Origin of the sequence: Paraburkholderia lebeckiae (assembly GCF_050436325.1) — a bacterium.
Taxonomy (GTDB): Bacteria; Pseudomonadota; Gammaproteobacteria; order Burkholderiales; family Burkholderiaceae; genus Paraburkholderia; species Paraburkholderia tuberum.
In genome coordinates, this window is record NZ_JBNDLZ010000002.1 from 504,103 (window position 1) to 516,186 (window position 12,084).

Genomic DNA, 12,084 nt, shown 5'->3' on the forward strand with positions numbered 1-12,084 from the left:
CAAACTCAAGCGGCCTTCAACAACCCGTGCGGGTCGATCACAAACTTCTTCGGCGCGCCGCCGTCGAATTGCCGGTAACCCTCGGGCGCATCGTCGAGCGACACCACCGTCACGTTGACGATGTCGGCGATCGGCAAACGGTCCCACAGGATCGCCTGCATCAGATTGCGGTTGTACTTCATGACCGGCGTCTGCCCGGTGTGGAACGAGTGCGATTTGGCCCAGCCGAGCCCGAAACGCAAGCTGAGGCTGCCCTGGCGCGCGGCGGCATCGGTCGAGCCCGGATCGTCGGTCACGTAGAGTCCGGGAATGCCGATCGCGCCGGCCGCGCGGGTGATTTCCATCAGCGAATTGAGCACCGCGGCCGGGGCCTCCTCGTGTGAGCCGCCGCTGCCGTGACCGTGTGCTTCGAAGCCGACGCAGTCCACCGCGCAATCCACTTCGGGCTTGCCGAGAATCTGCTCGATCTGCTCGCCGAGCGTCGCGTCCTTCGACAGATTGATAGTCTGGAAGCCCATCTTGCGCGCATGCGCAAGGCGTGCCTCGTTCATGTCGCCGACGATCGTGCAGGCCGCACCCAGCAGGCGCGCGGACGCGGCCGCCGCCATGCCGACCGGGCCCGCGCCCGCGATGTAGACGCTCGCACCGGGCTGCACGCCGGCCATCACCGCGCCGTGATAGCCGGTCGGCAGAATGTCGGACAGGCACGTCAGGTCACGGAGCTTCGAGATCGCCTGCGCACGGTCGGGAAATTTCAGCAGGTTGAAGTCCGCGTACGGCACGAGCACGTATTCGGCCTGGCCGCCGATCCATCCGCCCATGTCGACGTAGCCATACGCGCCGCCCGCGCGCGACGGGTTCACGTTCAGGCACACGCCGGTATGCTGCGCCTTGCAGGTCGGGCAGCGCCCGCAGGCGACGTTGAACGGCACCGACACCAGATCGCCGACCTTCAGCGTCTCGACATCGCGCCCGACCTCGATCACTTCGCCGGTAATCTCGTGCCCAAGTACGAGGCCGACCTCGGCGGTCGTGCGGCCACGCACCATGTGCTGATCGGAGCCGCAGATATTCGTACTGACCACTTTCAGGATCACGCCGTGGCCGATCGAACGGCCGCGAGGATCGACCATCTTCGGGTAGTCGATCGATTGCACTTCGACCTTGCCCTGCCCCAGATACACGACGCCGCGATTGCTGCTCATTGTCTCGTCTCCATGTTCGTGAGCGGCACGCCCCGCACGCCGCGCGGCGCACCGTTTCACCAGCGTAGCGGCCGCCCGGAGCGACACCTGTGCCGAACCCGACACGCGTTTGGCTTCAGCCGACAACGCCGGCGCCGCTCGGATTGCCGCCCACAACTTTTTCTTTACCGTCGCCTAACTTATCCTCGTTTGCCAGCGGTTCGCAAAAGCCGGATAGTGCTGCCTCAGCCGAATCGCCGATCCACCGATTCACACTCCCCCGACCGAGGACCCGTTTGCAATGAAGACCCGAGCGCTCAAACTGATAACAACCGCCACGTTCGCGCTGTTCACGCTCTGCGCGATCTCACCCGTCGGCCATGCGGCCGAGCCCACCGCCGCGCAACTCCAACCGACCATCGATGCCGCGATCAGGCCGCTGATGGCGAAGTACCATATCGCCGGGATGGCGGTCGGCGTGATCGACGACGGCAAGCCCTACGTGTACAACTACGGCGTCGCATCGACGCAAACCGGCAAGCCGGTCACCCGCGACACGCTGTTCGAACTCGGCTCGGTCAGCAAGACCTTCACGGCGACGCTCGCGTCGTATGCGCAGCTCGACGGCAAGCTGTCGTTGTCGGATAGCACGGAGCGCTATCTGCCGACGCTGCGCGGCCGCCCGTTCGGCAAAGTCAGCCTGCTGAACCTCGGCACACACACGCCTGGCGGCCTGCCGCTGCAGGTGCCGGACGACATCCACAACAACGCCCAATTGCTGCAGTACTTCCACGACTGGCAGCCCGCTCACGCGCCCGGCACGTTCCGCACCTACTCCAATCCAGGCATCGGTACGCTCGGCCTGATCACCGCGAAGAGCATGGGCCAGGACTTCACCGTGCTGATGCAGCAACGCGTGTTTCCGGCGCTCGGCATGAAGAACAGCTACATCGACGTCCCCGCGGCGAAAATGCCGGACTATGCGCAGGGCTATGCGAAAGACGGCGCGCCGGTCCGTCTGACGGGCGGCGTGATTTCCGCCGAAGCCTACGGGGTGAAGTCGACCGCCGCGGATATGCTGCGTTACGTGCAAGCCAACATGAACCTGATTCCGCTCGACAGTCAGTGGCAGCGCGCGATCACGGACACGCATACCGGCTACTTCCAGTCCGGCGTGCTGACCCAGGATCTGATGTGGGAGCAGTACCCGTATCCGGTCGAGTTGCGCACCTTGCAAGCGGGCAACTCGCTCGAGATGGCCCTGAACGGCACGCCGTCGACCGCAATCAAACCGCCGCTGCCGCCGCAGCAGAACGTCTGGATCAACAAGACCGGATCGACGAGCGGCTTCGGCGCGTATGTCGCGTTCGTGCCACAAAAGCGGATCGGTATCGTGATGCTCGCCAATCGCAATTTCCCGAACGAAGCGCGCGTGAGCGCCGCGCACCAGATCCTCACGGCGCTGGATGGCGGCAAGCCCTGATACGGCGTGGACTTACGGGCGCAGCCGCGCACGCGCTGCGCCGGCGATCCGCGCGAGCGCATCCGCGCTCAGACGAGCCGCGATTTTCTCGACGTACGCATGATGCCGCGCTTCGAGCGGCGCACCGAGCTCCCGCGCGAGTAGATAGCGGATCAGCGCAATGCGCCGATGACGCAGCGCGATACTTTGATCGAGCAGCGCGAGCGCGGCGCCGGCATCGCGCTCATCGCACGCGCGTGCCGTGAGAAGCGAGGTGGCCGCGCGTGCCGACGTCATGGCGAAATCAGCAAAGCGAAGCGCGCGTCGCTCAGCACATCAACGGCTCGGCGGCGTCGAGCATGATCCTGACGAAGTAATCCGCGAAACTGCGACGCACGACGATGTCGAAACTGTCGGCGCCCGTGGGCAGCAACGCGATCGACGCCTTGAAATAGTGGCTCTGCGCGCACTGCCCCAGGCCGAAAAGTTTGGGATGCAGATCGAGCGGACAGCCGCGCGCGAGCACGTCGCGCGTGCGCGTGCCGGTGATTTCAAGCACCGTATAGCCGCTGCCCACATCGACCGCCGATGCGAACACGCCCGCGAACGCCGCGCCGAGCTTCGCCTGCAACGGCGCCGTGCGCGTCGCATCGTGCGCGGTCTCCGAACGCACGAGCCATTCGTCCGGGCCGAGCCAGACCATGTCGTAGCCGTTGCCGCGCGCGACGGTGTTCGGCTTCTCCGGCGGCTTGCAGCCGATCACCTGTTCCACCGCGCGAATGAACGCCGCGTCGCGCGTATCGCCGCGCACGTTCACGAGTTCGAGAAATGGCCGCTCGCCGAGCCGGAACGCGGCAGTCGCGTTGGCCTGATGCTGTTTCAGCAGCCCATCCACACCGACCAGCGGCGACTCCTGCCACGCGCCGTTTTGCCGCCCGAGCGTGCGGTCCACGATGGACACCGTTCCGCCAGTTTCATTCCACATGTTGACGTGCTCCTTCGCTGTCGTAGAACACCGGACTCGCGATCTTCGCCGCGATCTGTTTGCCGCTCGCGAGCGGAATCGTGACGGTCGTGCCGATCTTGTCGAGACCGCCCTTGACGACCGCCATCGCGATCGAGCGTTGCAGAATCGGGCTGTAATAGCTCGACGTGACGTGCCCGAGCATCGGCGCGGTGTCGCCCTGGAACGGACCGGCGACGATCTGCGAGCCCTCGGGTATCACGAACGACGCATCCTCCGCGAGCAGCCCGACCAGTTGCTTACGTCCCGCCTTCGCGGTGTCCGAGCGGGCGAGCGAGCGCTTGCCGAGAAAGTCCTTCGACTTCGCGACGAGCCCGCCCATGCCGAGGTCGTGCGGCGTCATCGAGCCGTCCGTATCCTGGCCGACGATGATGTAGCCCTTCTCCGCGCGCAGCACGTGCATCGTCTCGGTGCCGTACGGCGTGATGTTGAACTCCGCGCCCGCGGCCATCAACGCTTCCCACACCGCGCGTCCGACGTTCGCCGGCACGTTCACCTCATACGCGAGTTCGCCCGAAAAGCTGATGCGCATCACGCGCGCCGCCGCACCCGCGACGGTGCCTTCACGATACGTCATGAACGGAAACGCCGCGTTCGCGAAGTCGATGTCGTCGCAGACCTTTTGCAGCACCTTGCGGCTCATCGGGCCGACTACCGCAAAAGTTGCCCAGTGATCGGTGACCGACGCGAGCCGCACGCGCAGGTCGGGCCATTCGGTTTGCAGCCAGCGTTCGAGCCACGTAAGCACACGCGCCGCGCCGCCGGTGGTGGTCGTCATCATGTAGTGCTGCTCGGCGAGGCGCACGGTCACGCCGTCGTCGAAGATCATGCCGTTTTCGTCGAGCATCAGGCCGTACCGGCACTTGCCGACTTCGAGCCTGGTCCACGGATTCGTGTACACCCAGTTCAACAGTTTCGCGGAATCGGGGCCCTGAATATCGATCTTGCCTAGCGTCGACGCATCGAGAATGCCGACGCTCGTGCGCACCGCGAGCGCTTCGCGCGCAACCGCCGCGTGCAGATCCTCGCCCGCTTTCGGGTAATACCACGGACGCTTCCAGTTGCCGACGTCCTCGAACGCCGCGCCGTATTCCACGTGCCATTCATGCACCGCCGTCTTGCGCACCGGATCGAGCAATTCGCCCAATTCACGGCCGGCGAACGTGCCGAACGTGACCGGCGTGTAGTTCGGCCGGAACGTCGTCGTGCCGGTCTCGGGAATGGTCTTACCGAGCGCCTGGGCGAGAATCGCCATGCCGTTGATATTGCCGAGCTTGCCCTGGTCGGTGCCGAAGCCCATCGCGGTGTAGCGCTTCACGTGTTCGACGGACTCGAAGCCTTCGCGCGCCGCGAGGAAGATATCGGCCGCCGCGACGTCGTTCTGGAAATCGACGAACTGCTTGGGCCCACGCGTGGCCAACTCGCGTCCGCCGACGAGCCACAGCGGTTCCAGCTTCGTTTCGCTCAGTTCGGCGACCTGCACCGGCTTTGGCCGCGCGACGATGTGCCCGGCCGCGCGCGCCGCTTCGACGCCGGCGTCGAGCGCGAAGCGGATGCCCTGGCCGAGCGTGAAGTCGCCCGCGCAGGCGCCGACGCTGGTCTCTGGCTGGACCGCCTTGCCCGGCACGAAGCAGGCCTTGTCGTCATGCCAATGGGCCTTGCCCCCCGACTGCGCGAACAGATGCAGCACTGGGCTCCAGCCACCCGACATCGCGAGCAGATCGCACGGCAGTTGGCCCTGCTGAGCGGTGATTTGCCCTTTCGCATATGAGGCGAGCGACACCGACGCGACGCGCAGCTTGCCATGCGCCGCCGTGACGACCGTGCCGTTCAGCACCTTGATGCCATGGCGGCGCGCGAGCGCCGGCAGCGTGCCCTTCGATTCGCCCGCGCGCGGATCGATGACGCTCACCTGCGCGCCGGCCGCCTTCAGGTCGAGCGCACATTGATAGCCGTCGTCGTTGTTCGTGAACACGATCGCATTGCGACCCGGCAGTACCGCATACCGATGCAGATAGCTCGACACCGCCGACGCGAGCATCACGCCAGGCAGATCGTTGTTGCCGAACACGATCGGCCGTTCATGCGCGCCGGTCGCCAGAATCACGCGTTTCGCGCGGATCTTCCACAACAGTTCGCGCGTGCCCTTGCGCTGCGACACGGGCAGATGATCGGTCAGGCGCTGCGTGACCGTGACGAGATTGTGGTCCTGATAGCCGAACGCGGTGCTGCGGCTCAGGATCTTCACATCGGGCAACTGCCGCAATTCGTCCTCGATTTTCCGCACCCACTGCAGCGCGGGCTTGCCGTCGATCTCCGCGCCGCAGGACAGCAGCGAGCCGCCCAGCTCGGGCTGATCGTCGACGAGCGTCACGCGCGCGCCGGACAAGGCCGCCGCGTGCGCGGCCGCGAGCCCGGTCGGGCCGCCGCCGACCACCAGCACGTCGCAATGCGCGAAGCACTTGTCGTAGCGGTCCGCGTCGCGCTGTCGCGGCGCGGTGCCGAGGCCGGCCGCGTCGCGAATCGCTTCCTCGTACTTCGGCCAGAGTTTGCGCGGCCACATGAAGGTCTTGTAGTAGAAGCCCGCCGGAATGAAGCGCGCGATCTTCTGGTTGATCGCCATGCGGTCCTTCTCGATGCTCGGTTTCGCGTTCACGCTGCTCGCGACGAGCCCCTGGTACAACTCGACCTCGGTGGCCCGCGCGTTCGGCACCGTGTAGGCGCCGGTCTCCAGTTGCACGACCGCGTTCGGCTCCTCGACGCCCGCGGTCACGATGCCGCGCGGCCGATGATATTTCCAGCTGCGCGCGACGAAATGCATGCCGTTCGCGAGCAATGCAGACGCGAGCGTATCGCCTTGATAACCCTGATACTCGACGCCGTTGAACGTGAAGCTCAGCGCGATCGCGCGATTGATGCGCCCGCCGGTCGGGAGTCGGTCTTTCTGGCTCATGATGCTTTGCCCTCTTGTGCCTTTACCTGTGCGTTTGCTGCCTGCGTATCGGTACTGTCCAGCGCCAGCAACGGCCGCTCGAACGTCTGATAGCCCTGGAACGCATAGCTGACGGTGTCGCGCTGCGCCTTGAACCAGCGGCGGCAACCCTGCGTGTGGAACCATTGCTCGCGATGCACGCCGCGCGGGTTCTTGCGCATGAAAAGGTAGTCGCCCCATTCCTTGTCGGTGAGCTTGTCCGTGTCGAGCGGGCGAGCGATGTCCGCCTCGCCGCCGCACGAGAATTCGGTTTCGGCGCGGGGACCGCACCAGGGGCATTCGATCAGCAGCATCTGTGTCTCCTTGTCGACTAGTGGGCCACGGCGGCAGCGCCATGCTCATCGATCAGATGACCGGTATAGAACCGGTCCAGCGAAAACGGCGCGTTCAACGGATGAGGTTCGTTCTTCGCGATCGTGTGCGCATAGACCCATCCCGAGCCGGGCGTCGCCTTGAAGCCGCCCGTCCCCCAGCCGCAGTTGAAATACAGTCCCTTCACATCGGTCTTGCTGATGATCGGGCACGCGTCCGGCGACACATCGACGATGCCGCCCCACTGCCGGTTCATTCGCACGCGCGAAAACACCGGGAACATCTCGACGATCGCCTCGAGCGTGCCCTCGATGATCTGGAAGCTGCCGCGCTGCCCAAAGCCCGTGTACTGATCGACGCCCGCGCCGATCACGAGATCGCCCTTGTCGGACTGGCTGATATACGCGTGGACCGCATTCGACATCACGACCGTGTTGACGACCGGCTTGATCGGCTCCGACACCAGCGCCTGCAACGGATGGCTTTCGAGCGGCAGTCGCACGCCGGCCATGTCGGCGAGCGTCGACGTGTTGCCGGCCGCGACCACCGCGACCTTCTTCGCCTTGATGAAACCCTTCGTCGTGTCGACGCCCGTCACCTGGCTGCCGTCGCGGCGAATGCCGACGACCTGGCAGTTCTGCACGATATCGACGCCGGCCTGATCGGCGCCGCGCGCGAAGCCCCACGCCACCGCATCGTGCCGGGCCACGCCGCCGCGCCGCTGGATCGATGCGCCGAGCACCGGATAGCGGCTGTTCAGATTGATGGTCGGCTCGAGTTCCTTGATCTGCGCGGGAGTGAGAAATTCGGCGTCGACGCCGTTCAGGCGGTTCGCGTTGACGCGGCGTTCGGTGTCGCGCACGTCCTGCAGCGTATGCGCGAGATTCATCACGCCGCGCTGGCTGAACATCACGTTGTAGTTCAGATCCTGCGCGAGCCCTTCCCACAGCTTCATCGCCTTCTCGTAGAGCGCGGCGGATTCGTCCCACAAGTAGTTCGACCGCACGATCGTCGTATTGCGCGCGGTGTTGCCGCCGCCGATCCAGCCCTTCTCGAGCACCGCGACATTGCGCACGCCATGCTCCTTCGCGAGGTAGTACGCGGTCGCGAGACCGTGCCCGCCGCCGCCGACGATCACGACGTCGTATTCACGTTTAGGCTCGGGGCTGCGCCATTGCCGCTCCCAGTTCTCGTGATACGACATCCCGTTGCGTAGCAGGCTGAATATCGAATAGCGGCTCATCGTCGGTCCTTTGCGGTTTTGCGGATGCGGTGTAGCGGTTCAACACTCGATGACGTTCACGGCCAGTCCGCCGCGCGACGTCTCCTTGTATTTCGTCTTCATGTCGGCGCCGGTTTCGCGCATGGTGCGGATCACACTGTCGAGCGACACCACGTGCTTGCCGTCGCCCTTCATCGCGAGGCGGGCCGCGTTGATCGCCTTGATCGCGCCCATCGCGTTGCGCTCGATGCACGGAATCTGCACCAGCCCGCCGACCGGATCGCAGGTCATGCCGAGGTTGTGTTCCATGCCGATTTCGGCGGCGTTCTCGACCTGGGTGGGCGTGCCGCCCATCACGGCCGCGAGCGCCGCGGCGGCCATCGAGCAGGCCACGCCCACTTCGCCCTGGCAGCCCACCTCGGCGCCGGAGATCGACGCCGTTTCCTTGTAGATGATGCCGATTGCCGCGGCGGTCAGCAGGAAGTCGACGATGCCGGCGTCGTTCGCCGCATGCATGAATTTCACGTAGTAGTGCAGCACTGCCGGGATCACGCCGGCCGCGCCATTGGTCGGCGCGGTGACGACCCGGCCGCCCGCGGCGTTCTCCTCGTTGACGGCCATCGCGTACAGGTTGACCCAGTCGAGCATCGACAGCGGGTCGCGCAGCGATTCCTCCGAGCGTGCGCGCAAGCGCTCGCACAGCTCGGCCGCGCGACGCTTCACGTGCATCGGGCCTGGCAACTCGCCGTGCACCTTGCAACCGCGCTCGACACACGCGGCCATCGTGCGCCAGATCGCCAGCAGGCCCTCGCGCACTTCGTGTTCGGGCCGGGTCGCGCATTCGTTGCGCAACGTCACTTCGGCGATGGACAGGCCGCTTTCGCGGCACACGCGCATCAGATCGTCGCCGGTGCGAAACGGATACGGCACCTCGGCGTCGGCGCGCCGGCCGTTCACGCGATCGCCGTCGCGATTGACGACGAAGCCGCCGCCGATCGAGAAGTACTCTTTTTCGACGAGCAGTTGACCGTTCTCGTCGAAGGCCTGGAAGCGCATGCCGTTCGGATGCACGACGCCCGAGCCCGGCGCGCCCGGCATCAGCTTGCGGAAGAAGCCGACATGTTCGCGCTCGTCGAACCCGACCGGATGCTTGCCGAGCAGCACGAGCTGTCGGGTCTCGCGGATCGCGCGCAGCCGCGGCTCGATCAGCTCAGGATCGAGCCGGTCGGGCAGATTGCCTTCGAGGCCGAGCAGCACCGCCTTGTCGGTGCCGTGGCCCTTGCCGGTCGCGCCGAGCGAGCCGAACAGCTCGGCTCTGACGCGCCGCACGAAGCCGAGCAGATTCGCGTCCTCGATATGCGATGCGAAGCGGCATGCGGCGATCATCGGCCCGACCGTGTGCGAGCTGGATGGACCGATGCCGATCTTGAACAGATCGAAGACGCTGACGTTCATGGCGTGCCTTGTGCGTTGTGTCTTGCGTGTTGCGATGGCCGGAAGCGCCTCGACTCGACTCATGCGTCCGGATGGAATGTGCGTCTATTGCACCGCACGCCGGGCCGGATCGATAGAATAAAAACGGCATCGCAATGGGATGGCGTCGTCAAGTGAGCCGCCACGCGGGTCTCCCGGCGCATTTGCGATGAATTGGGACGCATTTGCGACAGGCGGCCCGATTGCGGCCGGCAATGCTGAAGGTCCGTGGTGCTATCCTCGGCTTCACCGTTTCGGTCAACGTTCGTTCCTCTTTCGCCGTTTTTTTCACCGACTCGTCGCGCGCATGAATTCCGCTGAAACGCTTGCCCCTCCCTCACTCGACACAGCCACGAAGCAGCGCATCCGCTTCGGCATCATCCTGCTGCCGAACTTCACGCTGACCGCATTCTCGGGTTTCGTCGACCTGCTGCGCCTGTCCGCCGACGAAGGCGACTTCAGCAAGCCGGTACGCTGTTCGTGGAGCGTGATCGGGGAAACCCTGGCTCCGGTGCGCGCGAGTTGCGGCATCCAGATCACGCCGTGGGAAACCTTCGAGACCGCCGAGAAGTTCGACTACGTGGTGGTGGTCGGCGGACTGCTGCACTCGGGGCCGGCCGCGAGCGAGGCGACGCTCGCGTTCATCCGCCGCGCCGCCGCCCGCGACGCGACGCTGGTCGGCATGTGCACCGGCGTGTTCTCGCTGATGCGCGCGGGCGTGCTCGACGGCCATCGGATCTGCGTGAGCTGGTTTCACTACTGGGATTTCATCGAGCGCTTTCCGTCGGTCGACGAACAGATGCTGGTCGCCGACCGGCTGTTCGTGATCGACCGGCGGCGCATCACCTGTTCCGGCGGCCGCGCGTCGATCGACGTCGCCGCCGCGATCCTGCTGCGTCATTTCGAAACCGCCACGGTGCAGAAGGCGCTGCGCATTCTGCTCGTCGACGACCTGCAGAAAGGCAACGCGCCGCAGCCGCATCCCCCCGGTCTCGCGCCGGCCTCGCATCCGAAGGTCAAGCGCGCGATCCTGCTGATGGAGCAGCACGTGGGCCGCGCGCTGCCGCTCGACGAACTGGCGGGCAAGCTCGATCTGTCGCCACGTCAGCTCGAACGGCTGTTCAAGGCGCAGACCGGCAAGGCGCCGCAAGCCTACGCGAAGCAGGTGCGCCTGCGCACCGCCGCGTGGTTGTTGACGAGCTCAGACAAAACCGTCGCCGATATCGCGTCAAGCTGCGGCTTTTCGGACGCCTCGCACCTGGGACGGGAATTTCGCAAGCAGTTCGGCGTCCCGCCGATGATGTATCGCGAGCAGCGCGGCACGGCGCAGCAAGTCGACGACGGCTCGTGCTACGACGAAACGTTTCCGGGCCGCGCGCAGGCGATCTGAATCCGCGCGGCATGCGAGGCCGCGGCACCCGCTACTCCGGCATGCGCCGCTCGACGCTCGGCGCATGTCCGAACTGCGCGCGATAGGCCTTGCTGAAATGACACGGAGAATGAAAACCGCACGCCGTGGTCACACGCGCGATCGACGCATCGGTATTGCGCAGCAGATCGCGCGCGCGGCGCAGCCGCAAGCTCAGGTAGTAATGCGTCGGCGACACGTTCAGGAATAGCTTGAACATCCGTTGTAAATGACGCTGTGACAGGTTGACGAGCCGGGCGAGTTCGTCGAGCGATAGCGGCTCCTCGAGGTTCGCTTCCATCAGCCTCACCACTTCAATCAGTTCAGCGCGCGACAGGCCGATCCGCGCGTCGACCGGAATGTGCTGGTAATCGGTCGAGCCGCGAATCCGCTCGACGATGAATTGCTCGGACACCTGCGCTGCCACCGCGGCCCCCAACCGCATGCCCACCAGATGCAGCATCAAGTCGAGCGGCGCGGTTCCGCCAGTGCAGGTCAGCCGGTCGCGGTCGATCACGAACAGTTCGTCGTCGAAATGCACGTGCGGATAGCGCTGGTGCAACGGCGACATGTCCTCCCAATGCACGGTCGCGCGATAGCCGTCGAGCAGCCCGGCCGCGAGCAGCGCATACGGGCCCGTGCAGATGCCGCCGAGCGGCACGCGGTGCGCGGCCGCCTCGCGCAGTAGCGCGATCACCGCGTCGTTCACATACTCGCGAACGTGCCAGCCCGCGCACACGAACAGCAGGTCCGGCATGCCGGCCTCGGCGAGCGTGGTGGTCGGTTTCACCGTGATGCCGTTGCTCGCGCGCGCCGGCTCGCCGTCCGGCGTGATCACCGACCACCGGTAGTGCTGCGCGCGGCCCACGTAATTCGCCATGCGCAGCACCTCGACCGCGCTCGTAAACGCGATCATCGAGAAATTCGGCAGCGTCAGGAAGCCGACGTGCGCGACGGCGCACAGCCGCGCATCGGCTTCGACGGAGGCGATTGCGTCGCGCTTCATG

The 12,084-nt window shown here is 65.6% G+C and carries 10 protein-coding genes; 2 read left to right on the forward strand and 8 right to left on the reverse strand.

What is annotated here, in order from left to right:
- Positions 1-5 precede the first annotated feature (5 nt).
- Entirely contained in the window at positions 6-1,205 is a 1,200-nt protein-coding gene (fdhA, locus tag OKW44_RS05300) for a formaldehyde dehydrogenase, glutathione-independent (protein ID WP_018425091.1), read from the reverse strand.
- Between the two features lie 280 nt (positions 1,206-1,485).
- Here fdhA and ampC point away from each other — a divergent pair, with 280 nt between their 5' ends.
- Entirely contained in the window at positions 1,486-2,667 is a 1,182-nt protein-coding gene (gene ampC / locus OKW44_RS05305) for a class C beta-lactamase (protein WP_018425090.1), read from the forward strand.
- A gap of 12 nt (positions 2,668-2,679) precedes the next feature.
- On the opposite strand, the gene OKW44_RS05310 is transcribed toward ampC, so the two are convergent.
- From OKW44_RS05310 to OKW44_RS05335, 6 genes are read right to left on the reverse strand one after another with little or no spacing between them, the layout of a single operon-like run.
- A complete protein-coding gene (locus tag OKW44_RS05310; RefSeq protein WP_018425089.1) occupies positions 2,680-2,943 on the reverse strand; it encodes a hypothetical protein in 264 nt (87 codons plus the stop codon).
- Positions 2,944-2,974: 31 nt separating this feature from the next.
- The gene (locus OKW44_RS05315; RefSeq protein WP_018425088.1) at positions 2,975-3,631 is read right to left on the reverse strand and encodes a sarcosine oxidase subunit gamma; all 657 of its coding nucleotides are present in this window, start codon (positions 3,629-3,631) and stop codon (positions 2,975-2,977) included.
- Entirely contained in the window at positions 3,621-6,623 is a 3,003-nt protein-coding gene (locus OKW44_RS05320; protein ID WP_018425087.1) for a sarcosine oxidase subunit alpha family protein, read from the reverse strand. The genes OKW44_RS05315 and OKW44_RS05320 overlap by 11 nt, the downstream gene beginning before the upstream one ends.
- Complete coding sequence (locus OKW44_RS05325) at positions 6,620-6,955, reverse strand: sarcosine oxidase subunit delta (protein WP_018425086.1); 336 nt, start codon at positions 6,953-6,955, stop codon at positions 6,620-6,622. The genes OKW44_RS05320 and OKW44_RS05325 overlap by 4 nt, the downstream gene beginning before the upstream one ends.
- Before the next feature lie 17 nt (positions 6,956-6,972).
- Positions 6,973-8,217: a sarcosine oxidase subunit beta family protein gene (locus tag OKW44_RS05330; protein ID WP_018425085.1), complete on the reverse strand. Its 1,245-nt coding sequence runs from the start codon at positions 8,215-8,217 to the stop codon at positions 6,973-6,975.
- 39 nt (positions 8,218-8,256) lie between these two features.
- Entirely contained in the window at positions 8,257-9,651 is a 1,395-nt protein-coding gene (locus OKW44_RS05335; protein ID WP_018425084.1) for an L-serine ammonia-lyase, read from the reverse strand.
- A 325-nt stretch (positions 9,652-9,976) separates the two neighbouring features.
- Here OKW44_RS05335 and OKW44_RS05340 point away from each other — a divergent pair, with 325 nt between their 5' ends.
- Entirely contained in the window at positions 9,977-11,059 is a 1,083-nt protein-coding gene (locus tag OKW44_RS05340; protein ID WP_026226639.1) for a GlxA family transcriptional regulator, read from the forward strand.
- Positions 11,060-11,090: 31 nt separating this feature from the next.
- On the opposite strand, the gene OKW44_RS05345 is transcribed toward OKW44_RS05340, so the two are convergent.
- Positions 11,091-12,083 (reverse strand): GlxA family transcriptional regulator, encoded by a 993-nt coding sequence (locus OKW44_RS05345; RefSeq protein WP_018425082.1) that lies wholly within the window; start codon positions 12,081-12,083, stop codon positions 11,091-11,093.
- Between the last annotated feature and the right edge of the window lies 1 nt (position 12,084).

Excerpts from the sequence above, each read along its gene's own strand:
- fdhA (WP_018425091.1), bottom strand. The coding sequence starts at position 1,205 with ATGAGCAGCAATCGCGGCGTCGTGTATCTGGGGCAGGGCAAGGTCGAA.
- ampC (WP_018425090.1), top strand. The coding sequence starts at position 1,486 with ATGAAGACCCGAGCGCTCAAACTGATAACAACCGCCACGTTCGCGCTG.
- OKW44_RS05310 (WP_018425089.1), bottom strand. The coding sequence starts at position 2,943 with ATGACGTCGGCACGCGCGGCCACCTCGCTTCTCACGGCACGCGCGTGC.
- OKW44_RS05315 (WP_018425088.1), bottom strand. The coding sequence starts at position 3,631 with ATGTGGAATGAAACTGGCGGAACGGTGTCCATCGTGGACCGCACGCTC.
- OKW44_RS05320 (WP_018425087.1), bottom strand. The coding sequence starts at position 6,623 with ATGAGCCAGAAAGACCGACTCCCGACCGGCGGGCGCATCAATCGCGCG.
- OKW44_RS05325 (WP_018425086.1), bottom strand. The coding sequence starts at position 6,955 with ATGCTGCTGATCGAATGCCCCTGGTGCGGTCCCCGCGCCGAAACCGAA.
- OKW44_RS05330 (WP_018425085.1), bottom strand. The coding sequence starts at position 8,217 with ATGAGCCGCTATTCGATATTCAGCCTGCTACGCAACGGGATGTCGTAT.
- OKW44_RS05335 (WP_018425084.1), bottom strand. The coding sequence starts at position 9,651 with ATGAACGTCAGCGTCTTCGATCTGTTCAAGATCGGCATCGGTCCATCC.
- OKW44_RS05340 (WP_026226639.1), top strand. The coding sequence starts at position 9,977 with ATGAATTCCGCTGAAACGCTTGCCCCTCCCTCACTCGACACAGCCACG.
- OKW44_RS05345 (WP_018425082.1), bottom strand. The coding sequence starts at position 12,083 with ATGAAGCGCGACGCAATCGCCTCCGTCGAAGCCGATGCGCGGCTGTGC.